Below are 21527 nucleotides of genomic sequence, written 5' to 3'. Positions count from 1 at the left end.
CGGTCGTGCACCGACGAAGAAGTCAGCAATACCGAAAGGAAACTCCAGTGAAGACGAAGCATGTCCTTGCTGCGGTCACAGCGCTCGCCTTGGTCGGCGCTCTTTCCGCGTGCAGCGCCGGAGACGGCGGCGACAATACCGGTACCGGCAACGAAGACGCGAACTGCACGAACTCCATCCCCAAGGAGGACCTGCCCATCGTCACCATGTGGGCCTGGTACCCCAACATGGAGCTCGTCGTCGACAACTTCAACGAAGAGAACGACGAGGTTCAGGTCTGCTGGACCAATGCCGGGGCCGGCGGTGACGCCTACGACAAGTTCCAGACCGCCATCTCGGCCGGCAGCGGCGCTCCCGACGTCATGATGGTGGAGGCCGACCGCATCGCGACCTTCCAGGCCCAGGACGCCCTCGTCGAGCTCAACGACCTCGGCTACGAGGACGTGAAGGACAACTTCAGCGAGGGCGCGTGGAAGGACGTCTCGGTCGGCGACGGCGTGTACGGCGCACCGGTCGACGGCGGCCCGATGGGGATGATCTACCGCACCGACATTTTCGACGAGTACGGCATCACGCCGCCCACGACGTGGGAGGAGCTCGAGGCCACCGCACAGAAGGTGAAGGACGCCGGTGGGCCGGTGTTCGCGAGCTTCGCGGCCAACCAGCCCGCTGCGACCACGGCTCTCATGTATCAGAACGGCGCCCAGCCGTTCGAGTACGACCCGGCCAACGAGGGTGAGATCGGCATCAACCTGAACAGCCCTGAGATCAAGGAGGTCCTCGACTACTGGAGCGGCCTCGTCGAGAAGGGTCTGGTCGGCACCGAGGACCAGTTCACTCCGGAGTACATCGCCGGGGTCATCGGCGGAGACTACGCGACGTACCTCTCGGCCGCCTGGGCTCCCGGCTACCTGCAGGGCGCGGGCGTCGGCGAGGGCGCGGACGCGGGTGTCTGGGCCACCGCCCCGATGCCGCAGTGGGACCCGGACAACCCGATCGCGATCAACTGGGGCGGCTCCGCCTTCTCCGTGTCGAGCCAGGCGCAGAACGCCGAGCTCGCGGCGAAGGTGGCGTTCGGCGTCTATGCCGATCAGGCCTCGCTGGATGACGGCTGGCAGAACCAGATCATCTTCCCGCTGAACGTCAACGTGCTCGAGTCGGACGACTTCCTCAACTACGAGGTGCCCTTCTTCAGCGGCCAGCAGGCCAACAAGGAGGTGTACGTGCCGGCGGCCAACGCCTACGAGGGCATGACCTACACGCCGATCGGGCAGTTCTACTACTCGCAGCTGACGGAGCAGGTCGCCCGCATCAACGAGGGGGCCGCGACGGGCTCCGAGGCCGCGGACGCCCTGCAGCAAGCTGTCGTGGCGTACGCGGAGGAGCAGGGGTTCACCGTCAAGTGACGTGACCGCAGGGCCGGTCCGTGCTCATGCGGACCGGCCCTCGGGCATCTCTGCCAAGACCTGGAGAAATCATGACTGCGTCACTCGCAAGTCCCCTCAAGACGAAGCACCGGCGGTCGACCACACGCCGTCAGACCCTGCTGGGCTGGCTCTTCGTCGGACCGTTCGGGATCATCTTCCTCGCCCTGCTCGTGCTGCCCATCGGGTTCGCCCTGTATTTGAGCATGTTCCAGAAGTCGCTGATCGGCGGAACGAGATTCGTTCTCTTCGGGAACTACATCAAGGCCTTCAGCGACCCGTCCTTCCTCGACGGCGTCTGGTTCGTCATCCGGTTCTCGCTCGTCCTCATCCCGCTGCAGATGGCGGTCTCGCTGGCGATCGCACTGATGCTCGACATCCTGATCACCCGGTTCGCCCGGTTCTCGCGGCTCATGATCTTCATGCCGTACGCGATTCCAACGGTGATCGGCGCGCTGATGTGGGGGTTCCTCTACAGCGACAACTTCGGCCCGCTCGCGGAGATCTTCGGAAGTTTCGGCGCTGAGGCCCCGGACTTCCTGAGCAGCGGCCTGATCTTCTACGGCCTGCTCAACATCGTCACGTGGCAGTGGGCCGGCTACTACATGATCATCCTCTACGCGGCGCTGCAGGGAATCGACCCGACGCTGTACGAGGCGGCGCGCATCGACGGCGCGTCCCAGTGGCAGATCGTGCTGCGGATCAAGATCCCCCTGCTCGCACCCGCTCTCCTGCTGATCCTGGTGTTCGCCCTCATCGGCACCCTCCAGTTCTTCAACGAGCCGCAGATCCTGCAGCAGCTCGCGGCGGGAGCCATCCCCAACGACTTCACCCCCAACATGTACGCGTACCAGCAGGCGTTCTCGCTCGCCAACTACAACTACGGGTCGGCGATCTCGTTCGCGCTGGGGGCGGTCGTGTTCATCTGCGTGTACATCTTCCTGTTCGCCACTCGCAAGCGAGGGAGCTTCTTCTCATGACCGTCACCCCCATGGAGCTCACGGGCACGAGCCCGACTCCGCGGCGACGCATCGAGCGCCGATCCACTCCCCGCACGCGGGGCCGGATCCCCATGAACCTCGTGCTGGCGCTCCTGATGATCTACTTCCTGGTGCCGTTCTGGTGGCTCATCGTCAACAGCTCGAAGAGCGCGGCGGGCCTGTTCGGAGGCGGGAGCTCGCTCTGGTTCGCCGACGACGTGAATTACCTGAGCAACCTCACCGACCTGTTCACCTACAGCGGCGGCATCTACGCGCGGTGGCTGGCCAACTCGGCCATGTACGCCATCGTCGGCGGCGTCGGGGCGACGGTGCTCGCGGTGCTCGCCGGGTACGGCTTCGCGAAGTACCGCTTCGCCGGGCGACGCGTCGCGTTCGCGATCCTGCTCGGCGCGGTCATGGTGCCCACGACGGCGCTCGTGATCCCCACCTTCGTGCTCTTCGCCCAGATCGGCTGGACGAACACCGCCTGGGCGGTCATCTTCCCGAGCCTGCTCAATCCGTTCGGCGTCTACCTCATGAACGTCTATGCCCGAGACGCCGTCCCGGACGAGCTGCTGGACGCCGCACGGGTGGACGGCGCAGGAGACTTCCGGACGTTCCTGCAGGTCGCGCTGCCGCTCATGCGGCCGGCCATCGTCACCGTGCTCCTGCTGTCGGTCGTGGCGTCGTGGAACAACTACTTCCTGCCGCTCGTGATGCTGTCGGACAACCGGCTCTTCCCGGTGACCGTCGGCATCGGACTCTGGCAGTCCACCGCGTCGACGTACGGGGCTGCGGGCGGGCAGAGCCTGTGGAGCATCATCATTCTGGGAGCGCTCGTCTCCGTCATCCCGCTCATCATCGCCTTCCTCGGGCTTCAGAAGTACTGGCAGGGCGGGCTCTCCATCGGGAGCCTGAAGTGAGCCGGCGCCCGCCTCGAACCACCCTCCTCACGCGTCCTCGGAGAGCAGCATGATCCGCGCACATCTCACCATCGACCCGCATTTCACGATCGGGCAGATCAACCGGAGACTCTTCGGCTCCTTCGTGGAGCACCTCGGCCGCTGCGTCTACGACGGGATCTACGAGCCCGGCCACGAGCGCGCAGACGAGGACGGCTTCCGCACCGACGTCATCGAGCTGGTCCGCGAGCTGGGCGTCTCGACGATCCGCTACCCCGGCGGCAACTTCGTGTCGGGTTATCGGTGGGAAGACGGCGTCGGGCCGCGCGACGCGCGGCCGCGGCGGCTGGATCTGGCGTGGCACTCGACCGAGACCAACCAGATCGGCCTGGACGAGTTCGCCGGCTGGCTGAGGAAGGTGGACAGCGAGCTCATGTACGCCGTCAACCTCGGCACCCGAGGCATCCTCGAGGCGCTGGACGTGCTCGAGTACGCCAATCTGCGCTCGGGCACGCACTGGTCCGACCGACGGGTCGCGAACGGCCACCCCGAGCCGCACGACATCCGGATGTGGTGCCTGGGCAACGAGATGGACGGCCCCTGGCAGCTCGGCCACAGCACGGCGGAGGAGTACGGGCAGCTCGCAGCGAAGACGGCCAGCGCCATGAGGCAGATCGACCCCGACCTCGAGCTGGTCGTGTGCGGCAGCTCGAGTGCGCAGATGCCCACGTTCGGCGACTGGGAGCGCGTGGTGCTCAACCACACGTACGAGCACGTCGACTACATCTCGTGCCACGCGTACTACGAGCCTCGGGGCGACGACTACGGCAGCTTCCTGGCGTCCGGGGTCAACATGGACCGGTTCATCGATGCCGTCGTGGCGACGGCGGATCACGTGAAGGCCATCCGCCACAGCGACAAGACCATCGACATCTCGTTCGACGAGTGGAACGTCTGGTACCAGTCGCGCTACAACGAGGTCGAGAAGATCACCGATGTCGCGGACTGGCCGGTGGCGCCCCGCCTGCTGGAGGACTCGTACTCGGTCCTCGACGCCGTGGTGTTCGGCAGTCTGCTGATCTCGCTCATCCGCCACGCCGACCGCGTCACGGCCGCCAGCCTCGCCCAGCTCGTCAACGTGATCGCTCCGATCATGACCGAGCCCGGCGGCCCGGCCTGGCGGCAGACGACCTTCTACCCGTTCTCGCTCACGTCGCGGCTGGCGCGTGGCGTTGCCCTCGAGCTCAAGCTCGACAGCCCCATGTACCGGACCGAGCTCTACGGCGAGGTGCCCCTCGTGGACGCCGTGGCGACCCGCGATGAGAACGGCGGCGGCACGACGGTGTTCATCGTCAACCGCAGTCTGGCCGACGAGGTCTCGCTCGAGATCGACGTGATGGCGCTCGGTCGCATCGGCGACGCCGCCGCCCAGTCGCTGTTCGATGACGACATCCACGCGGCGAACACGCTCCACGATCCGGAGCGGGTCGCGCCCAGGACGAACTCCTCGGTTCAGGTCGGAGACGGGACCGTGACGATCACGCTTCCGCCCGTGTCGTGGACCGTTCTGACATTCGACTGAGCCGCACGCGTCGAGCCGACGACGGCCGCACCAGCAAGCAGGAAGGAAACAGGATGCCGCAGCACGTGCTCCGCGTGTCGGGAACCCGCATCATGTCGGGCGAGCAGCCCGTGACCCTGAAGGGCTTCGGGCTCGGCGGGTGGATGAACATGGAGAACTTCATCACCGGCTACGCCGGTGCCGAGTCGCAGCAGCGCCGCGCGCTGCGTCGCGTGCTCGGAGATGAAGCCTACGAGCGCTTCTTCGCGCGGTTCATGACCGCGTTCTTCGGAGCGGAGGACGCCGCCTTCCTCCGGTCGCTCGGGCTCAACTCGCTCCGCGTCCCGATCAACTACCGGCACTTCGAAAGCGACGACGAGCCCTTCGTCATCCGCCCGGAGGGGTTCCGCCTGCTGGACCAGGTCGTGGACGCCTGCGCGAGTCAGGGGATCTACACGATCCTCGACCTCCACGCGCTGCCCGGTGCCCAGAATCAGCACTGGCACAGCGACAATCCGACCCAGTGGGCGAGCTTCTGGTCGCAGCGGCAGTTCCAGGACCGCGTCGTCCATCTGTGGGAGGCGATCGCCGAACACTACCGTGGCAACCCGTGGGTGGCCGGCTACAACCCGGTCAATGAGCCCGCCGATGCGGAAGGGGCCGCGATCGGGCCGTTCTACCGCAGACTCGAGGCGGCCATCCGGGCCGTCGACCCCGACCACATCCTGTTCCTGGACGGAAACCGCTACTCGACGCAGTTCGACCAGCTCGGCGACCCGCTGCCGAACTGCGTGTACACGGCGCACGATTACGCGCTGCCCGGGTTCGTCGACGGCGGACCCTATCCGGGTGAGTCACGCGGTCAGTACGTCGACGCGGACCGCGTCGAAGAGACGTTCCTGCAGCGAACCGCCTACATGCGCGAGACCGGCACGCCGATCTGGGTCGGGGAGTTCGGGCCGGTGTACACGGGAGATCCCGCGCGGGACGAGCAGCGCTATCGCCTCCTCGAGGATCAGCTGGCGATCTTCGATCGGCACGACGCCAACTGGGCGCTGTGGACCTACAAGGACATCGGCCTGCAGGGCGTGGTCACGGTGGATCCGGACTCGGCGTACCTGCGGCGCATCGCCCCGGTGCTCGAGCGGAAGGCCCGTTTCGGAGTGGACTCGTGGGGCTCGACCGACGCCGGGGTGCGCGAAATCCTGGAGCCGATCGAGCGGCTGTTCGAGGAGGAGTTCCCCGACTTCCAGCCCTATCCGTGGGGCGCCCGCAGGTGGATCCACGGACACGTCCGCCACGTCATGCTCGCCGAGGCCATGGTGGACGAGTTCGCTCGGGCGTTCGAGGGCGTCGGGCCGGACGAGGCGGAGTCCCTCGCCGACGCGTTCTCGTTCTCGCAGTGCCGAGTCCGGGAGGACCTGGCGACGATCCTCCGACGCGCGGCGAACTAGCCGGGTGTGAGATGTCACGAGCCCAGCGGGTGACGCTCAAGGAGATCGCCACCCAGACCGGGTTGTCGCTCACGACCATCTCGAAGGTGCTCAACGGCGGCGAGGATGTGTCCTCCGCGACCCGCGACCTCGTCGAGGAGCAGCTCCGCCGGAGCGGGTACCGGCGCAGGAGAAGCAGGCAGCGGCGCGAGTACATCGAGGTGGTCCTCCACGAGCTCGAGGGGGAGTGGGCTCTGGCGGTCCTCGAGGGCGTCCGCGAGAGCGCCGCCGAGGAGGGCCTCGCGGTCTCGCTCTCTGTGAGCGGCGATCGTCGCGCTCCCGGCCCGGAGTGGCTGGACTCGGTCGTGCGACGCGCGCCGACGGGCATCATCCTCCTCTTCGCCGACATTCCGACGGAGGGTCGGGAGCGGCTGAAGGCACGAGGCATCCCGTACGTGATCATCGATCCCGCAGGCGATCCCGCGGAGGACATCCCCTCCGTCGGATCGGCGAACTGGTCGGGTGGTCTCGCGGCCACGCGGCACCTGCTCGAGCTGGGCCACCGTCGTGTCGCCGCGATCACCGGTCCGGAGACGGTGATGTGCGCACTGGCCCGGCTGGACGGCTATCGCGCCGCCATGTCGACGGCGCGGGTGCCGGTCGCACCGGATTGGATCCGCTTCGGCGACTTCCAGCGCGACGCGGGAGAGCGGCACGCGCTGGAGCTGCTGCGGATGCCCGATCCGCCCACGGCCATCTTCGCCGGGAACGACGTGCAGGCCCTCGGCGTGCTGCACGCGGCCGCGTCTCTCGGGATGGCGGTGCCGCGCGACCTCTCGGTCGTGGGATTCGACGACCTCGCCGTCGCCGAGCTCGCCCATCCGCGGCTGACGACCGTGCACCAGCCTCTCCGGGAGATGGCCGAGCAGGCCACTGAGCTCGTCCTCCAGCTGCTGGACCATCCCCGTCCGGAGATCACCCGCATCGAGCTCGCGACGCGGCTGGTGGTCCGGGACTCCACCGCGCCGCCTCCGCGCACGCCGACGGGCTGACGGCACGGGAAACGCGGGTTGCCGGCCGAGGAGATCTGCCGGCAACCCGCGTGGCGAGGGACTACTGCCAGTGGCCCACGTTCGTGAGGATCTTCTGAGCCACGGGGAGGAGCGAAGCCGACTGCTCGGCAGTGAGCTTCCCGGATGCCGCGAACCCGTCGACCTGGGCGACGAAGCCGTTCAGGATCTCGAGGGCACCGGCGCTGTCACCCTTGGCGACGAGGCGCAGCGCCTGGTCGAGCTTGACCGTCAGGGCGTTCTTGTTGCCCTTGTTCAGGCCCGTCGCCGCGACCGCTGCCTTGAGCGTGTCGATCTCGTCCTGGATGAACGCCTCGGGCTGCCAGAGGTAGTCGCGTGCGAACGTCGTGAACAGCTGGTTCCAGGCGTTGAAGTCGTGCGCACCGGCCACGACGACGTTCTCGACGAACCCGATCTCGTCGAGCCCCGCCACCGCGTTCGCATTGGGCAGACCGAAGTCCCAGAGCCCGCCGCCGTAGAGGATGTACGGCGCAGCCAGGTCGGGCGTCGTCGCCCGAACGCTCACCCCGCCGCTCCACGGTCCGTAGTACCCGAACGCGTCGGCGTCGTAGTTGATCAGGTTCTGCGTCACGAAGCTGCCGGCCGACAGCCCTGCGAATGCGCGGTCGATCGGCTGCGTGGAGACGTTGTAGTTCGACTCGACGAACGGGATCACGACGTTCCGCAGGTTCGGGTAGCCCTGGTTGGCGGCGCCGAGGTAGTTCGTGTTCGTCGTGATGACGACCGCCGGTTCGGTGTCGCCGTCCTGGATGAGGTTGTCCATGATGAAGGGCACATCGCCGATGTTCATCCAGTCGGACTGGTCCTGGCCGCCGCCGTGCTGCATGTAGATCGTCTTGTACGGCTCCGCTCGGTCGGCGTCGTAGCCCGGCGGAAGGTAGACGCCCACGGTGCGCGTCGTGCCGTTGACCTCGAACGGCACGTAGCTCCAGGTGCCCTTCGGGGAGTCTGCCCGGGGGAGTTCGATCTGACGTGCGGCGAGCGGCGCGAAGTCCTGCTTGGCCGCGTCGTACGGGACGTACACCGCGTTGAACGCGCGGCGCGCGGTGCCCGTGAGGCCATCGGGGGCGAAGATCGGCGAGTTCGCCGGGTCGGCGACCCACAGGTTGGTGTTGCCGTCCACGTAGAACCAGTACTGGTTCACGCCTGCCGCAAGCGGCACGTCGGTCACCCAATAGCCGTCTCCGGCGTTCGTCATCTCGACGTCGTACGCGCCGCCGCCCCGCATGAGGCCCGGCTCGTACTCGGTGGGCAGGTAGACCTTCGTGTCGGTGGTGTCCGCCCAGTTGCGCAGCATGATGTCGGCGACGAAGCGCACGCTGGTGGCATCGGGGTCGTAGTAGACGAAATGACCGGTGTAGCCGGTCGGGGAATCCGGGTCTGCGACGACCGTCGGGCCGGGCGTCAGGTTCACATCCGCCTGGGCCGTCCCGGGCGCCATCGTGAGCAGCATGGCCCACGCGACGACCGTCACGGCGAACATCCTCCATCGCCGGCTGCCGAAGATCCGGTCCTGGGGGACCTCGTGCGGATCTCCTGCGTCACCTCGGCGCTGTAGCGCGATACTCGTCACCGTTCCTCCTTGAATGGCTGTTGAGCGCCGGAAAGGGGCCCGGCGGGGGACACGCTACAACCGGTTTACCACGTTGTAAAGTTAATCTTTACCACGTTGTACTTTTCTCTTGACCCGACGCGAGTGGCTCTGTAAGAGTGGGCGACGGCGGGAGTTACTACGTTGTAAATGCACGTCGCCGTGCGTCCCGTCTTCGCCAGCCGGCCCCGGGCCACACCGCGCTCCGGAGCCTGTCGAGTCACACGAGATGAGGAATCGATGGAGATCACATCCGAGAGCCGGTCCCCCCGCCGGCTCGGGAGAGCGAGACGAATCGTCGCCGTCGTCACGGCCGCGCTCCTGGCCGTCACCGGCCTGACCGTCGCGTCACCTGCGGCTGCGGCCGACCCCTGGGTGCTCCCGGTGGAAGACGGCTACCTGCGGATCGCCGTCCCCAACGCGGCGGTCGAGGCCGCCGTCGGACCGGTGTCGCAGGTGGTCGTCGAGGGCAATTTCGGGCCCTCGCACAACTGGGCGCAGATCGGCCTCTCGCGCAGCGGCGCGAACTGGACGGCGACCTACGGGCCCTTCGAGCCCGGCCTGTACTAGTACCAGATCACGGGAGACGACAGCAAAGTCCTGAAGGACGGGAACAACCCCACGAGCGTCGCCTCCGAACCGGAGTGGAGCACGTTCTTCATCCCCGGGGAGTCGGCCGCCCTGCTGGCGGACGCGCCCGAGGAGGCCGGTGTCATCCAGACGCTCTCCTACACGAGCTCCGTCGCCGGAGAGGAGCGTGAGGCCCTCGTCTGGGTGCCGCCGACCTACCGCCCCCAGGGGAAGAAGTCGCCGGTGCTGTACCTCCAGCACGGAGGAGGGCAGAGCTACCGCGACTGGGTCGAAGTGGGTCGAGCCGAGCAGATCCTCGACAACCTGTGGCTCCGCGGACAGCTCGCCGACATGCTCGTGGTGATGGGCAACGGCAACGTCCCGGACTTCCCCGCTGAACTGCTGGACAACATCGTCCCGGCGGTCGAGGAGAGCTACAACGTCTCCCCGTCGAAGAACAAGCGGGCGCTTGCCGGCCTGTCGATGGGCGGCGGTCAGGCGTTCGAGGTCTTCAGCGAGCACCCCGGCGCCTTCGGCGCGGTCGGCACGTTCGGAGCGGGCCGCTTCGGCAACGTCGATTCCAGAACCGTCGACCGGATGAACGACCGCACCGAGCTGTTCCGCGTCTACGTCGGCAACAAGACCGACATCGCCTACAACGACGTGTACGACTCGTTCCAGAAGTTCGACGCCCTGGGCCTGGAGTACCAGTTCGACGGGGTGAACCCCGACGCCGGTCACAACTGGAACGCGTGGCAGGAGAACCTCATCGACTTCGCGCCGCGGCTGTTCACCGGTGCGGCGTCCGACCCCGCGATGAGCGAGGGGCACACCGCCCTCACGGAACGCTTCGAGCCTCCTGTGGTGGGCACGACGCCCACCCCGTGGCTCAGCGAGGACGGGTTCGTGACCTTCGAGACCACGACCGACTTCGCCGACGCGGAGTACGTCTCGGTCTGGGCCAACTGGGCGCCCGGCGGAAGCTGGCTGCGGGTGGAGATGAACAAGGTCGGGGATCGCTGGAGGGCGACCGTCGGCCCGCTCGAGGAGAAGTTCTACCACTACCGGCTCATCGTCGACCGCCAGTCCGTCAAGGACACGTCCAACCCGACGAAGGTCACCTCGGAACCGGCGTGGAGCACATTCCTCGTGCCGGGAGAAGGGTCGCGCCTCCTCGCGGACGTCCCCGCCGGCCAGGGCGGGAACCTCGACGTCATGACCTACCAGAGCACCGTGGCCGGTCAGGAGCGCAGCGCCTATGTCTGGACTCCGCCGGGATACGACGCCGATCGCGCGGAGCCGTATCCGCTCTTCGTGCTGAACCACGGCGGCGGGCAGAGCTGGACCGACTGGGTGGAGGTCGGGCGTGCGCGCCAGATCCTCGACAACCTGTCGCTCGACGGCGCGATCGAGCCGATGGTGGTCGTGATGCCCAACGGCAACGTCGGCAACTATCCGCGGGAGCTGCTCGAGAACGTCGTGCCCGTGACGGAGGAGCGCTACAACGTCAGCAGCGATCCCGCCGACCGCGCACTGGCGGGTCTCTCGGCCGGTGGCGCGCGGACGGTGTCCGTGCTCAAGGCGCATCCCGGTGAGTTCGCCTGGATCGGCACGTTCGCGGCCGGCTTCGGCGGCACGGCGGGCGTCGACGCCGAGGCCATCAACGCGGGGACCGAGCTGTACCGGATCTACACCGGCGACATCACGGACTTCACCTACGGGTCGGTGATGAGCTCGCTCCCGGTGCTGGACCAGCTGGGAATCGAGTACGAGTTCGACGGCGTGACGATCGGCCCTCACGGGTGGGACGTGTGGCAGAAGAACCTGATCGACTTCGCCCCGCGTCTGTTCCAGGAGGGCGGCGAGTAGCAGGCAGGAGGACGACGCGCCGGCGCTCCCCGATGTGGGGCGCCGGTGCGCTGCCGTCTACAGATCAGACCGGATCGGCGGCCAGATCCCTCACATGGTAGAACTCCTCGTCCCAGAGGAGGTAGACCAGCCAGGCGGGGAGATAGTAGGCCGACTGCAGATAGTTCGCCTGCGACGCGTGGATCGCCCAGCCCTCGTGCTTCTTGCCCGTCTCGGCCGACATCGCGTACTCGGGGTCGGGCTGGTTCTCGACGACGAGCTTCCCCTGCTCGCCGCCGAACAGCGACAGCGCGGTGGTCGGGCTGATCGTGTAGACGAGGTGGTCGGGGCCGTCGTACGCCCCGCCCGCGTCCTTCAGCTGAGCGATGGCGAGCTCGGTCACGCGTCCCATCTCCATGTGGTCCTTGTGCCCGGTCGCGCCGCTCTCGGGCCAGAAGCCCACGACCACATCGGGCTCGACGCGCTTCATGGCCTCGACGAGGCGCTCCACGAGCTCGTCCTCGTCCGCCTCCGGCACGCCGCCGTCGGGGTAGTCCCACACGTCGTGCTCGTCGACGCCGAGGTTGAAGCTGTTCTTGAGCGCTTCGGCGGTGCGTACGACGCCGAGGTCCTCCTGGCGTGCGACGACGGGCACCTGGTGTCCGGCCTCGCCGGCGGTCGCGGTGATCATCGCCGTGTACGCGCCGTCCTGCTGCTTCGCCCGCCAGAACAAGCCGTTCACGGTCTGCTCGTCGTCGGGGTGGGCGAAGACCCCGAGCACGCGCTCGCCGCCGATCTCGCCGATCACCGAGTCGACGCCCTTCGCGGTGGGCATGTGGAACAGGCTCCGCCCCGCCCAGTACAGGCCGACGAGCAGGACGACGAGGACGGACGCGACGACGATGAGCGCGATCCAGCGCTTGCGCATGGGAACTCCGGGTAGGTCAGGCCGTCTGCTGCGACGGCCCCTGCATCCTAAGTCGGCGTCGGGAGCGCCGGTGACCGCCTGTGAGCGGAGTGTAAAAAATTCTTGACATGGATGCCGCGGCCGACGTACCGTGGATGTCAAGAATCTTTTACAGACGAATGAGGAGCCGAGCCATGGTCTACCAGGAGCGCAACATCTGGACGAGTCTGATCGTCAGCGCGGTCGGCATGGCGATCTACACCGTCATCGTGCTGCAGCAGGCCGTGGAGCGTCCCGTCACCGAGATCGACTGGGTGCCGATCATGCTGTGGACGATCGGCGGCAGCATCGTCGCGGCGATCGTGCTGAGCATCCTGTGGGGCATGTTCGCGGGCATGCGCGACCCCGATGGGGTCGGCAGGTCCGACCAGCGTGACCGCGACATCAGCCACATGAGCGCGCGCGTCGGCCAGGCTTTCCTCGTGATCGCGGGCCTCGGCGTCATCGTCGAGTGCGCCGTGCAGCTCGACTGGTTCTGGATCGCGAACACGATGTTCTACGGGTTCGCCCTGTCGTCGATCGGCGGCGGCGTCGCCAGCGTGATCGCCTACCGTCGCGGGCTCGTCTGATGGTCAAGCCGACGAAGGTCACCAACTCGATCCGCGCCGCCCGCGAGGCGGCCGGCATCACCCAGGCCGAGCTCGCGCGCAGGGTCGGGGTCACCCGTCAGACGCTCATCGCGATCGAGCAGGGGCGGTACTCGCCGACCCTCGAGCTCGCGTTCCAGCTCGCGCGCGCCTTCGACGTGGGCCTCGACGACCTCTTCGACTACCCGGAGGCATGACCGCCGGCGATCCCAGCCTGCTCCCAGGTGTCATGAGACAATGGGTCCGGCGTGCCCGGTTGCCGGCTTCCGCAGCCCCGCCGGGCCAATGGACAGCGTCCGCCGCCCCTTCGCTAGGAGCAAGATGTCCACGCAGAACACCGCGCCCGCCACCGCCCCCTCGGCCGAGGCATCCGTCACCCGCATCCAGCAGCACCGCAGCTACCTGATGTGCCGCCCCGAGCACTTCACGGTCAGCTACACGATCAACCCGTGGATGGAGCCGGCCAACCCGACCGATACCGCCAAGGCGGTCGCGCAGTGGCAGGTGCTGTACGACACGTACGTCGCCCTCGGCCACGACGTGCAGCTCATCGATCCGATCGAGGGTCTGCCCGACATGGTCTACACGGCCAACGGCGGGTTCGTCATCGGAGGCGTGGCCTACGGGGCGAAGTTCCGCTTCCAGGAGCGTGTGCCCGAGGGCCCGGCGTTCATGGAGTGGTTCGCCGCGAACGGCTTCGAGGTGGCCGCGCCGGTCGAGGTCAACGAGGGCGAGGGTGACTTCCTGCTCGTGGGCGACACCATCCTGGCCGGCACCGGCTTCCGCTCGACGGGTGACAGCCACCGCGAGCTCGGCGAGGTCTTCGGCAAGGAGGTCGTGAGCCTGAACCTCGTCGACCCGCGCTTCTACCACCTCGACACCGCGATCTCGGTGCTCGACCCCGTGCAGGGAGAGGGCGGCGTCGAGAAGGCGAACATCGCCTACCTCCCCGGTGCGTTCGACGACGAGAGCCGCCGCATCCTCGAGGAGCGCTACCCCGACGCGATCCTCGTCGACGACGAGGACGGCGCCGTGTTCGGGCTGAACTCGGCCAGCGACGGCCTGAACGTGATCATCTCGCCGCGCGCCAAGGGCTTCGAGGCCCAGCTGCGCGAGCGGGGCTACAATCCGGTGCTCGTCGACCTCTCCGAGCTGCTGCTCGGCGGCGGCGGCATCAAGTGCTGCACGCTCGAGCTGCGGCGCTGACAGGAGACCCGACATGACTTCCACCTCGCCGGACGTCGACACCGCGATGGCGCGCGTCATCGCCGATGAGAACGAGCACGTCGCCCACAACTACCACCCGCTGCCGGTCGTGATCTCGCGCGGCGAGGGTGCGTGGGTGACGGACGTCGAGGGCAGGCGCTACCTCGACCTGCTCTCGGCCTACTCGGCCCTCAACTTCGGGCACGGGCATCCGGCCATCCTCGCCGCCGCGCAGGAGCAGCTGAACCGCCTGACGCTCACCAGCCGCGCGTACCACAACGACCGCCTCGGACCCTTCGCGGCCGCCCTGGCGGAGCTGTGCGGCAAAGACCTCGTGCTGCCGATGAACACCGGCGCCGAGGCCGTCGAGACCGGCATCAAGGTCGCGCGAGCGTGGGGCTACCGAGTGAAGGGCATCGAGACGGATGCCGCGACCGTCGTCGTCGCGCACGGGAACTTCCACGGCCGCACCACCACGATCGTCGGGTTCAGCGACGACCCCCAGGCGCGCGACGGCTTCGGCCCGTTCGCCCCGGGATTCGTGAACGTGGCCTACGGCGATGCAGCCGCGATCGAGGCGGCCATCACGCCGTCGACCGCTGCGGTGCTGATCGAGCCGATCCAGGGCGAAGCGGGCATCGTCGTGCCGCCCGAGGGCTACCTCCGGGCGGTCCGCGAGATCTGCACGAAGCACAACGTGCTCTTCATCGCCGACGAGATCCAGTCGGGCCTCGGCCGCGTGGGCGAGACCTTCGCATGCGATCGCGAGGGCGTGGTGCCCGACGTCTACCTGCTCGGCAAGGCGCTGGGCGGCGGCATCCTCCCCCTCTCCGCCGTGGCGGCGGACCGCGACGTCCTCGGGGTGATCCGTCCCGGAGAGCACGGCTCGACCTTCGGCGGCAACCCGCTGGCCGCGGCCGTCGGGCTGCGCGTGGTCGAGATGCTGCAGACCGGCGAGTTCCAAACGCGCGCCAAGGCACTCGGCGAGCACCTCGAGGCGCGTCTGCAGTCGCTGGTCGGGCAGGGCGTCACCGCCGTGCGCGTCGCCGGGCTGTGGGCCGGCGTCGACATCGACCCGGCGATCGGCACCGGCCGCGAGGTGGCCGAGCGGCTGATCGCGCGCGGCGTGCTCGCGAAGGACACCCACGGGCAGACGATCCGCATCGCTCCGCCGCTGGTGGTCCGCGCCACCGAGCTGGACTGGGCGGTCGAGCAGCTGCGGGTCGTGCTCGCGGGCTAGGACCGCCGCGCCGCGACGCCGGTCTCCGCGGTGGTCGCGATGCCGAAGTGGCGTCGCATCGCCATCCGCGCCCCCTCGGGATCGCCCGCCGCGATCGCCGCGAAGATGTCCTCGTGCGACAGGTCGAACTCGCCGCCCGAGCCGTCGCGCGCGACCGCCTCGCGCCGAGCGCGCATGTCATCGCTGAGCGCGCGCTGCAGGCCTTCGCGAAGCAGCTGGAGGACGGGGTTGTCGACGACGTCGAGCAGGCGCCGGTGGAAGTCGGCGTCGGCCTCGTGCGCGAGCTCGATGTCGCCGGCCTCCTCGGCGGCGTTCATGCGATCGAGGGAGTCGCGCAGTTCGTTCAGCTGCGGGGGAGTGACCTTGCGGGCTGCGGCCTCCGCGACGGCCTCCTCGATCAGCATGCGCGCCTCGGAGACGTGCGGGTCGGTGATGTAGCCGAGCGAGCGCGCGATCGCGAAGTACGTGCGCACGAATCCGTACGACGGGGTGTCGAGATAGGTCCCGCGTCCCTGTGTGCGGTGGAGGAATCCGAGGCTCTCGAGCACCGAGAGCTGCTCGCGCAGGGCGCCGCGACTCATGCCGAGCGCGTCGCCGAGCTCACGCTCGGGAGGAAGCCGGCGCGCACCGGTCTCCTCGTCGACCGTCGCGAGTTCCAGCAGACGGGCCACGAAGCGGGCGAGCGGTTCCTGCACCGGACCTCCGAGAATGCGTTCCCGGGCATGCTACCGTCATCGCCGCCGATCACCCGACGTTCTCACTCGAAGACGGTGATGAACCGCTCGTGCCAGCCGCTCGCCCCATCGGGCGCCGGATGCGCCCGCTCGGACGTCTGAACCTCTCCGGCGCGGTTGGTCGCTCGACACCGGAGGAGGTGATCGCCCGCCTCCGCCGTCCACGGGAGGCTCCACTGCACCCACGTGTCGTCGGAGATGGCCGTGGCGAGTTCGGCCTGCCGCCACCTGCCGTCGTCGATCTGCACCTCGACGGCCTCGATCCCGACGCCCTGCTGCCACGCGACGCCGGCGATCACCGTCTCGCCCGCCTTCAGCCCCTGGCTCTTACGGGGCACGTCGATGCGGGACTGCAGCTTGATGGGCCCGCGCTCCGACCAGCCGCGGGGGGTCCAGTACGCCTCGTCGGCGGCGAAGGTGGTCACCTTGAGCTCGGTCAGCCACTTGGTCGCCGAGACGTAGCCGTACAGGCCCGGGACGACCATCCGCACCGGGAAGCCGTGCTCGGACGGCAGGGGCTCGCCGTTCATGCCGACGGCGAGGATCGCATTGCGATCGTCGGTGAGCGCTTCGAGGGGAGTGGATGCCGTGAACCCGTCGATCGACCGCGACAGCACCATGTCGGCCTCCGGCAGCGGCCGTGCGCGGGCCAGCAGCTCGCGTACGGGATAGCCGAGCCACAGGGCGTTCCCGATGAGCGTGCCCCCGACCTCGTTCGAGACGCATGCCAGGGTCGTGTGGCTCTCCTCGAGCGGCAGATCGAGGAGCTCATCCCAGGTCAAGGTCACTTCCTCGGAGACCATCCCGTGGATGCGCAGCGACCACTCCGCCGGGTCGACGCGCGGCACGACGAGGGCCGTGTCGATGCGATAGAACTCGTCGTTCGGGGTGATGACGGGGGCGAGTCCGGGGAGGCCGAGCTCGGCGGTGGCAGGAACAGGCGGAGCGGCCTCCGCGGGCTTGGGAAGCACGACGGCCTTGATCGCGGTGAGCGCCGCGTCGCCCGCACGCATCGCGCTCGCCGCGAGGGCGGCGAGGATGCCGGCGGCGGCGGCACCGGCCGACCAGGCGAGGAAGGAACGGCGGCTCGGGGCGTTCCCGGCTGCCGCGTTCTCGGTCGTCGAGGCGGCGAAGCGAGACGGCACGTCGCCGGGTCGCAGCATCCGGATCAATCCCCACAGGGCGAGGGCGCCGACGACGCCGGCGAACGCCGACGGCAGCCACGACAGGGCGCCCGCATCGGGGCGCGTCATCGCGACCGCCGCGCCGACAGCCCCGAAGGCCAGGACCACCACGCGGCCCCAGGGCGGGTACCTCGCCTCCAGCCATCCGGCGAAGGCGGCGAGGAGGAGCACCACCAGGGCGATGCCCGCGACCAGCGCCACCTTGTCCGCCGTGCCGAACAGAGCGATCGCGGTGTCCTTGGCCCACGGCGGAGCCAGGTCGATGAGCGTCCCGCCGACCGCGACGAAGGGTCCGGACGCCGGCGCGAAGATCGCCGCCAGCAGCTCGCCCAGCCCGGCGCCGAGCGCGACGGCACCCACACCCGCCGCCCACGTCAGGGGAGGTGGGATGCCGCGTTCCCCGCGCGACCTCGTCACGATGCCAGCGTACGACCGCGGGGGTCCCGCAGGGCGGGCGGAGCGAAACACTGCGGCAACACGGGTACAACTAGGCTCGTCGCATGGGAGATCTCTTCGACGGCTACGGCTCCACTCTGGCGCCGCGCAAGACCGCCTCCGGAGTCCCCGCGTACGACGAGATGTTCGGCAGCCCGGCGCATCCGGGTGCGCTCGCGGAGTCGCGCGAGGCCTATCGCGAGCTGTACCAGGCGCTGGCGCAGATGACCCAGGAGGAGCTGCGCGGGCGCACCGACTCGCTCGAGCGGTCCTATCTCGCGCAGGGCGTCACGTTCGACTTCGCCGGTGAGGAGCGGCCCTTCCCGCTCGACGCCGTCCCCCGCGTCATCACGTACGACGAGTGGTCGCACGTCGAGTCCGGCGTCAAGCAGCGGGTGAAGGCGCTCGAGGCGTTCCTCGACGACGCGTACGGTCGTCAGCACTGCGTGCGCGACGAGGTCCTGCCCGCAGGGCTCATCGCCTCGTCGCAGTACTTCTACCGTCAGGCAGCCGGCATCCGCTCGGCCAACGGGGTGCGCATCCAGGTCTCGGGCATCGACCTCATCCGCGACGAGCACGGCGAGATGCGGGTGCTCGAAGACAACGTGCGCGTCCCCTCGGGCGTCTCCTACGTCATCTCGAACCGCCGGGTGATGGCGCAGACGCTCCCCGAGCTCTTCGTCTCGATGCGCGTGCGGCCCGTCGGCGACTACCCGAACAAGCTGCTGGCCGCGCTGCGCGCCTCGGCTCCTGCGGGCATCGAAGACCCCAACGTCGTCGTGCTCACCCCCGGCGTCTACAACTCCGCGTACTTCGAGCACACCCTGCTCGCCCGGCTCATGGGCGTCGAGCTCGTCGAGGGCCGCGACCTCCTGTGCGTGGGCGGCAAGGTGTTCATGCGCACGACCCGCGGACCCAAGCGCGTGGACGTGATCTACCGCCGGGTCGACGACGAGTTCCTCGATCCGCTGCAGTTCCGCGCCGACTCCATGCTCGGCGCCCCCGGGCTCATGCTGGCGGCGCGGCTCGGCAACGTGACGATCGCCAACGCGGTCGGCAACGGTGTCGCCGACGACAAGCTGCTCTACACGTACGTTCCCGACCTCATCCGTTACTACCTCGCCGAGGAGCCCATCCTCAAGAACGTCGACACGTGGCGGCTCGAAGACCCGAACGCCCTCGAAGAGGTGCTCGACCGCCTCGACGAGCTCGTGGTCAAGCCGGTCGACGGGTCGGGCGGCAAGGGCCTGGTAGTGGGTCCGGATGCCTCGCCCGCAGAGCTCGAGAAGCTCCGGCAGCGACTGCTCGCCGACCCCCGCGGGTGGATCGCCCAGCCCGTCGTCATGCTCTCGACGATCCCGACGCTGGTCGAGGACGGGATGCGCCCGCGCCACGCCGACCTCCGGCCGTTCGCGGTGAACGACGGCGAGGATGTCTGGGTCCTGCCGGGCGGCCTGACGCGCGTCGCGCTTCCCGAGGGCCAGCTCGTCGTCAACTCGAGTCAGGGCGGCGGGTCGAAGGACACGTGGGTCATCGGCGGCTCCGCCCCCTCGCACGTGGAGTACGGGCAGGGTCACGGTGTCCCGGGCCTTGTAGCCGATCAGGCCGCGACCATCACGGCGGCCATCCCGATCATCTACGACGGCCAGCCCGAGCCCACGCACTCGCCACAGGACCGCCCGCGATCCCGCACCGAGCAGCAGGAGCAGCAGCAGCAGTCCCGGGCTGCCGCCGCGCCCGCCGCCGCCGCGGCGCCCGCCGCGGCCGCCGCACCCGTCCCCCCATTCCCCGCGAGACTGCATCCGCGCACCGAGACAGCAGGCGGTACCTGCAGTCTGGGTGCACCGATGCCGTCTCGCGAGGAAGTGGGGCGGTCGGGCCGACCGGAGAGCGGGGGTGAGGGGGGATGCTGAGCCGCATCGCGGAGTCGCTGTTCTGGATCGGGCGCTACATCGAGCGCAGCGACGGGACCGCCCGCATCCTCGACGTGCACCTCCAGCTGCTGCTCGAGGACCCGTGGATCGATGAGGACACCGCGTGCCGGTCGCTGCTCAGCGTCATGGGCTCGTTCCCTCCGGAGGGCGTCGACCACGTGCGACGTGAGGACGTGCTCGCCCGGCTCGCCGTCGACCGCATGAACCCGTCGAGCATCGCCTACGCGCTGACCGCGTCGCGCGAGAACGCCCGCCGCGCGCGCGAGATCGTGTCGACCGAGCTGTGGGAGACGCTCAACACGACCAACGCCCGCATGCCCCGGCGCCTGCAGACCGACAAGGTGCACGAGTTCTTCCAGTGGGTGCGCGAGCGCGCCGCGCTCGCCGTGGGCATCGTCGACTCCTCGACGAGTCGCGACGAGGCCTGGCAGTTCTTCACCCTGGGCCGCAGCATCGAGCGCACGGATATGACGGCGCGTCTGCTCGCGACGAGGTCGCTGACCGAGGCATCCGGCCCTTCCTGGACCACCATCCTGCGATCGTGCGGCGCGTACGAGGCGTACCTGCGCACCTACCGCGGCATGCCCAGTGCCCGCAATGCCGCGGAGTTCCTGCTGCTCGACCGGCTGTTCCCGCGGTCGATCATCTACTCCATCCAGCGTGCCGAGGAGTGCATGAGCGCCATCGACCCCCGTGCCGACCGGGTCGGCCACTCGAACACGGTGCTGCGCGCGCTCGGTCAGATCCGCAACGACCTGGAGTACCGCCCCATCGGCGAGATCCTCAGCGAGCTGCCGCAGCACATGCAGCGCGTGCAGACCGTGAGCCGCGAAGCATCCGAGGCCATTCGCAGCCGGTTCTTCCCGACGCAGGCCGAGCCGAGCTGGATCGGGGAGATCTCGTGATTCGACAGGCTCGACAACCGGTGCTGTGCCTGCGCGAGCGGAGGCACGACACATGAAAAGACTGCGCATCGAGCACCAGACGGGCTTCAGCTACCAGGGCGACGTATCGGCCTCGTACAACGAGGCCCGCATGCTGCCGGGCTCGACTGACAGCCAGTTCGTGCTGAACTCGTCGCTCGACATCGAGCCGTCGACGTCGGTCAACCAGTACGTCGACTACTTCGGCACCCGCGTCGCCGCGTTCGACGTGCTGTCACCTCACGCGGCACTGACGATCACCGCCAAGTCGCTGGTCGAGGTGCGTCCGCGGCCGCTCGAGCACGTCGACGTGACGTGGCACGGTCTGGCGCGCGAGGTCGGGCGCTCGATTGACACCGTCGAGCAGATGACGCAGACAGGCCGCACTCGACCGCACCCCGAGGTGGCCGAGCTCGCGCGGGAGATCGCGGCGAAGCACGACCACCCGGGCCGCGCGGCGCACGCGATCGCGACGGGGATCGGCGACGCCGTCGAGTACATGCACGGCATCACCGGCGTGCACTCCACGGCGCACGAGGCGTGGGAGGCGCGAAAGGGCGTCTGCCAGGACATCGCGCACGTCACCCTCGGCGCTCTGCGGGAGGTGGGCATCCCGGCGCGCTACGTCTCGGGCTACCTGCACCCGCGCCCGTCCGCCGAGGTCGGCGTCGCCGTCACCGGCGAGTCGCACGCCTGGATCGAGTGGTTCGCGGGCGAGTGGCAGGGCTTCGATCCGACGAACAACATCGAGATCGGCGACCGCCACGTGCTCGTGGGCCGTGGCCGTGACTACGGCGACGTGCCGCCGCTGCGCGGGGTGTACGCCGGGCCGTTCAAGAGCCACCTCCACGTGAAGGTGACCATCACGCGGGAGGCGTAGCCCGCCCCACCGCCGGTTGAGTGTCCAGGACACGCCG

Annotated in this window: 19 protein-coding genes; 15 read left to right on the top strand and 4 right to left on the bottom strand. The window is 68.8% G+C overall.

All coding sequences use genetic code 11. The annotated features are described in order from the left end of the window. Positions 1–47: 47 nt before the first annotated feature. From JX005_RS11345 to JX005_RS11320, 6 genes are all read left to right on the top strand, one after another. Positions 48–1406: an ABC transporter substrate-binding protein gene (locus JX005_RS11345; RefSeq protein WP_214467637.1), complete on the top strand. Its 1359-nt coding sequence runs from the start codon at positions 48–50 to the stop codon at positions 1404–1406. A 71-nt stretch (positions 1407–1477) separates the two neighbouring features. Then, complete coding sequence (locus JX005_RS11340; protein ID WP_214467635.1) at positions 1478–2404, top strand: carbohydrate ABC transporter permease; 927 nt, start codon at positions 1478–1480, stop codon at positions 2402–2404. After that, the gene (locus JX005_RS11335) at positions 2401–3327 is read left to right on the top strand and encodes a carbohydrate ABC transporter permease (protein WP_214467634.1); all 927 of its coding nucleotides are present in this window, start codon (positions 2401–2403) and stop codon (positions 3325–3327) included. Before JX005_RS11340 ends, JX005_RS11335 begins: the two co-directional genes overlap by 4 nt. Before the next feature lie 49 nt (positions 3328–3376). Beyond that, entirely contained in the window at positions 3377–4888 is a 1512-nt protein-coding gene (gene arfA / locus JX005_RS11330; protein ID WP_214467632.1) for an arabinosylfuranosidase ArfA, read from the top strand. 53 nt (positions 4889–4941) lie between these two features. Further along, on the top strand, positions 4942–6321 hold the full coding sequence (locus JX005_RS11325) for a glycoside hydrolase family 5 protein (RefSeq protein WP_214467630.1): 1380 nt from the start codon (positions 4942–4944) through the stop codon (positions 6319–6321). 11 nt (positions 6322–6332) lie between these two features. Next, positions 6333–7352 carry a LacI family DNA-binding transcriptional regulator gene (locus JX005_RS11320; RefSeq protein ID WP_214467628.1) on the top strand — a complete coding sequence of 340 codons (1020 nt, stop codon included), beginning with the start codon at positions 6333–6335 and terminating at the stop codon, positions 7350–7352. A gap of 61 nt (positions 7353–7413) precedes the next feature. Here JX005_RS11320 and JX005_RS11315 read toward each other — a convergent pair whose 3' ends face one another. Beyond that, complete coding sequence (locus JX005_RS11315) at positions 7414–8865, bottom strand: alpha/beta hydrolase-fold protein (protein WP_214467627.1); 1452 nt, start codon at positions 8863–8865, stop codon at positions 7414–7416. A 357-nt stretch (positions 8866–9222) separates the two neighbouring features. Here JX005_RS11315 and JX005_RS11310 point away from each other — a divergent pair, with 357 nt between their 5' ends. Next, positions 9223–9552 carry a hypothetical protein gene (locus JX005_RS11310; RefSeq protein ID WP_214467624.1) on the top strand — a complete coding sequence of 110 codons (330 nt, stop codon included), beginning with the start codon at positions 9223–9225 and terminating at the stop codon, positions 9550–9552. Between the two features lie 6 nt (positions 9553–9558). Next, complete coding sequence (locus tag JX005_RS11305) at positions 9559–11421, top strand: alpha/beta hydrolase-fold protein (RefSeq protein WP_307858575.1); 1863 nt, start codon at positions 9559–9561, stop codon at positions 11419–11421. A 64-nt stretch (positions 11422–11485) separates the two neighbouring features. On the opposite strand, the gene JX005_RS11300 is transcribed toward JX005_RS11305, so the two are convergent. Continuing rightward, positions 11486–12328: a PIG-L deacetylase family protein gene (locus JX005_RS11300; protein WP_214467622.1), complete on the bottom strand. Its 843-nt coding sequence runs from the start codon at positions 12326–12328 to the stop codon at positions 11486–11488. Positions 12329–12501: 173 nt separating this feature from the next. On the opposite strand from JX005_RS11300, the gene JX005_RS11295 reads away from it, so the two are divergent. From JX005_RS11295 to rocD, 4 genes are all read left to right on the top strand, one after another. Then, complete coding sequence (locus tag JX005_RS11295; protein ID WP_214467621.1) at positions 12502–12936, top strand: hypothetical protein; 435 nt, start codon at positions 12502–12504, stop codon at positions 12934–12936. Then, a complete protein-coding gene (locus JX005_RS11290) occupies positions 12936–13151 on the top strand; it encodes a helix-turn-helix transcriptional regulator (protein WP_214467620.1) in 216 nt (71 codons plus the stop codon). Before JX005_RS11295 ends, JX005_RS11290 begins: the two co-directional genes overlap by 1 nt. Before the next feature lie 124 nt (positions 13152–13275). Beyond that, positions 13276–14160, top strand: coding sequence for a dimethylargininase (ddaH, locus tag JX005_RS11285; RefSeq protein WP_214467619.1), 885 nt, complete (start codon positions 13276–13278; stop codon positions 14158–14160). A gap of 13 nt (positions 14161–14173) precedes the next feature. After that, positions 14174–15400: an ornithine--oxo-acid transaminase gene (gene rocD / locus JX005_RS11280; RefSeq protein WP_281422065.1), complete on the top strand. Its 1227-nt coding sequence runs from the start codon at positions 14174–14176 to the stop codon at positions 15398–15400. Here rocD and JX005_RS11275 read toward each other — a convergent pair. Both JX005_RS11275 and JX005_RS11270 read right to left on the bottom strand, forming a co-directional pair. After that, positions 15397–16095 carry a FadR/GntR family transcriptional regulator gene (locus JX005_RS11275; RefSeq protein WP_214467618.1) on the bottom strand — a complete coding sequence of 233 codons (699 nt, stop codon included), beginning with the start codon at positions 16093–16095 and terminating at the stop codon, positions 15397–15399. The genes rocD and JX005_RS11275 overlap by 4 nt on opposite strands. A gap of 62 nt (positions 16096–16157) precedes the next feature. Beyond that, positions 16158–17735, bottom strand: coding sequence for a molybdopterin-dependent oxidoreductase (locus JX005_RS11270; RefSeq protein ID WP_307858567.1), 1578 nt, complete (start codon positions 17733–17735; stop codon positions 16158–16160). An 83-nt stretch (positions 17736–17818) separates the two neighbouring features. Here JX005_RS11270 and JX005_RS11265 point away from each other — a divergent pair, with 83 nt between their 5' ends. Genes JX005_RS11265 through JX005_RS11255 form a run of 3 tightly spaced genes read left to right on the top strand, consistent with a single transcriptional unit; the run spans position 17819 to position 21490 of the window. Next, the gene (locus JX005_RS11265) at positions 17819–19666 is read left to right on the top strand and encodes a circularly permuted type 2 ATP-grasp protein (RefSeq protein ID WP_246533870.1); all 1848 of its coding nucleotides are present in this window, start codon (positions 17819–17821) and stop codon (positions 19664–19666) included. After that, entirely contained in the window at positions 19660–20592 is a 933-nt protein-coding gene (locus JX005_RS11260) for an alpha-E domain-containing protein (RefSeq protein ID WP_214467616.1), read from the top strand. The genes JX005_RS11265 and JX005_RS11260 overlap by 7 nt, the downstream gene beginning before the upstream one ends. Positions 20593–20644: 52 nt before the next feature. Beyond that, on the top strand, positions 20645–21490 hold the full coding sequence (locus tag JX005_RS11255) for a transglutaminase family protein (protein WP_214467615.1): 846 nt from the start codon (positions 20645–20647) through the stop codon (positions 21488–21490). The last annotated feature ends 37 nt before the right edge of the window (positions 21491–21527 follow it).

This window comes from Microbacterium flavescens, from assembly GCF_018588945.1.
In the GTDB taxonomy this organism is placed as follows: domain Bacteria; phylum Actinomycetota; class Actinomycetes; order Actinomycetales; family Microbacteriaceae; genus Microbacterium; species Microbacterium flavescens.
This window is presented reverse-complemented; position numbering and strand designations above follow the sequence as displayed.

Excerpts from the sequence above, each read along its gene's own strand:
- JX005_RS11325 (WP_214467630.1), top strand. The coding sequence starts at position 4,942 with ATGCCGCAGCACGTGCTCCGCGTGTCGGGAACCCGCATCATGTCGGGC.
- JX005_RS11340 (WP_214467635.1), top strand. The coding sequence starts at position 1,478 with ATGACTGCGTCACTCGCAAGTCCCCTCAAGACGAAGCACCGGCGGTCG.
- arfA (WP_214467632.1), top strand. The coding sequence starts at position 3,377 with ATGATCCGCGCACATCTCACCATCGACCCGCATTTCACGATCGGGCAG.
- JX005_RS11290 (WP_214467620.1), top strand. The coding sequence starts at position 12,936 with ATGGTCAAGCCGACGAAGGTCACCAACTCGATCCGCGCCGCCCGCGAG.
- JX005_RS11295 (WP_214467621.1), top strand. The coding sequence starts at position 12,502 with ATGGTCTACCAGGAGCGCAACATCTGGACGAGTCTGATCGTCAGCGCG.
- JX005_RS11260 (WP_214467616.1), top strand. The coding sequence starts at position 19,660 with ATGCTGAGCCGCATCGCGGAGTCGCTGTTCTGGATCGGGCGCTACATC.
- JX005_RS11320 (WP_214467628.1), top strand. The coding sequence starts at position 6,333 with ATGTCACGAGCCCAGCGGGTGACGCTCAAGGAGATCGCCACCCAGACC.
- JX005_RS11300 (WP_214467622.1), bottom strand. The coding sequence starts at position 12,328 with ATGCGCAAGCGCTGGATCGCGCTCATCGTCGTCGCGTCCGTCCTCGTC.
- rocD (WP_281422065.1), top strand. The coding sequence starts at position 14,174 with ATGACTTCCACCTCGCCGGACGTCGACACCGCGATGGCGCGCGTCATC.
- JX005_RS11335 (WP_214467634.1), top strand. The coding sequence starts at position 2,401 with ATGACCGTCACCCCCATGGAGCTCACGGGCACGAGCCCGACTCCGCGG.
- JX005_RS11310 (WP_214467624.1), top strand. The coding sequence starts at position 9,223 with ATGGAGATCACATCCGAGAGCCGGTCCCCCCGCCGGCTCGGGAGAGCG.
- JX005_RS11255 (WP_214467615.1), top strand. The coding sequence starts at position 20,645 with ATGAAAAGACTGCGCATCGAGCACCAGACGGGCTTCAGCTACCAGGGC.
- JX005_RS11265 (WP_246533870.1), top strand. The coding sequence starts at position 17,819 with ATGGGAGATCTCTTCGACGGCTACGGCTCCACTCTGGCGCCGCGCAAG.
- ddaH (WP_214467619.1), top strand. The coding sequence starts at position 13,276 with ATGTCCACGCAGAACACCGCGCCCGCCACCGCCCCCTCGGCCGAGGCA.